We start from the raw sequence: 1,568 nt of genomic DNA on the forward strand, positions 1-1,568 counted from the left end.
CGATTGAGTAAAGCATATGAGCAGAAAATTGACGTGGTAAATGTCATTACTGCTCCAGAAATTGAAATGCTGATTATTCATGCGGAAGGAGCATATGATCAGTTTAAGCGTTCTGGAAAAAAACCAAGCGAATTTTGTAAAATAAATCTTCGGATGCATGATGTGAAGTCGTATGATTTTGTGAAGCAGTATTTCAGTAATCCTCAGCTCTTGGTGAAAGCCATAAAAGAGTATCGCAGAACAGCAAATATCCCCAAAGGAGAATACAGCTTGTCTGATTTGCTGAGATGAGCGTTGCTTTTTTGATACATTAGCCGTGACTCAAATGGTCACCAGGAGATAAACGGGTACCAGTTTATAGAAAATAGAATAGAATCGTCTTTGATGCCTCGTTGGGAAACCAACGGGGTATTTTTTGCCTCAATCCGGCTGTATAGAACACTGAAAAAGTCAAAACGAACCGTATGTAGTCCTGCAAGGACAACCAAAGTGCGCCTACGAGGCCAACGCGAAACCGGAGGATTCTTGTTAAACTTACTTTGTAAGGACGAAAGTCCGGATGTCCCTTGAAAACTGAATACTCATTCTTCAGGTACATTCCTGTTTGGTCGAGCCTTCGACTGCACGCCATGAAGCCCATCGGGGCGATAGCGGTTTCGCAGAAGCAAATGCCGGATTGCAACCGGCGGCGGTGTTAAAGCCAGACAGGGACAATGATACTTCCGTAATTCGCGGTCCGGCCATAAGGAAGGCGGGATGGTTAAATTCCAATGGAGCAGTGAAGCACACTGCCGCCTGTGAGAAATCCTACATCTCTGGGGTAATAAGAAAAAGTACAGAGAAACCATATTTTCAGAAAGCACTGCCGGGTGCTGTATCAGCATGATACCTGGCAGGCTTTATCCATATCAGTGTATGGAGATTGGAGACAACAGCAAATGAAAGAAAACTGGGTTTATCGGCGAGGTGATTTATATCTCGCCAATCTCGGTGTTCCGGTCGGATCAAAGCAGGGCGGTGTTCGTCCTGTTGTGGTTCTTCAGAATGATGTCGGCAATTATTATGCGCCGACGATCACGATTGCTCCGCTGACATCGAAAATTGAGAAGAAGCGAAAACAGCCAACGCATTTCTTTCTCCGTAAAGCAAAGGGACTGGCAAAACCGTCTATGGTATTGGCAGAACAGCTCGACACCTGCGACAAGATATGCGTGATTCGCTATCTTGGGCGGGTAAGTAAGGGGCAGATGCGTGGGATTGATGAAGCTGTAAGGATTCAACTTGGATATTACATTCCGGAACAAGCAGAGAAAAAAAGACAGGGCAAATGCCGAAAGGATGGCGAAGAAGGCGATGGATAAACTGATTACAAGGAAAGAAGCAGCCAGTATACTGGGAATCAGCGTAAAAACACTGGATGCTGCAAGAACAGACGGTTTGATCTCCTATGTTCAGTATGTGGAAAACGGCTGCGTTTATTTCACGGAAGTGGGGATTCAGGAGTACATTGCAAAATGTACGCACCGTGCAAAACCGATGGAACGTGCTGCGACATATCGCAAACCTCG

Annotated in this window: 3 protein-coding genes and 1 pseudogene; all 4 read left to right on the top strand. The window is 45.4% G+C overall.

Annotated features, from left to right (window positions below):
* A pseudogene (locus ACZQK9_RS12950) lies at window positions 1-291 on the top strand (hypothetical protein); the annotation flags it as partial.
* Between the two features lie 313 nt (window positions 292-604).
* Window positions 605-886 carry a hypothetical protein gene (locus tag ACZQK9_RS12955; protein ID WP_038280795.1) on the top strand — a complete coding sequence of 94 codons (282 nt, stop codon included), beginning with the start codon at window positions 605-607 and terminating at the stop codon, window positions 884-886.
* A 52-nt stretch (window positions 887-938) separates the two neighbouring features.
* Window positions 939-1,361 (top strand): type II toxin-antitoxin system PemK/MazF family toxin, encoded by a 423-nt coding sequence (locus ACZQK9_RS12960; RefSeq protein WP_002576364.1) that lies wholly within the window; start codon window positions 939-941, stop codon window positions 1,359-1,361.
* On the top strand, window positions 1,354-1,568 hold a 215-nt coding region (locus ACZQK9_RS12965), incomplete at its 3' end, for a helix-turn-helix domain-containing protein (RefSeq protein ID WP_483270839.1). The genes ACZQK9_RS12960 and ACZQK9_RS12965, both read left to right, overlap by 8 nt.

This window comes from Wujia sp. (genome assembly GCF_056872695.1).

What these genes read in the sequence shown, in the direction of transcription:
- ACZQK9_RS12960 (WP_002576364.1), top strand. Translation starts at nt 939, where the DNA reads ATGAAAGAAAACTGGGTTTATCGGCGAGGTGATTTATATCTCGCCAAT.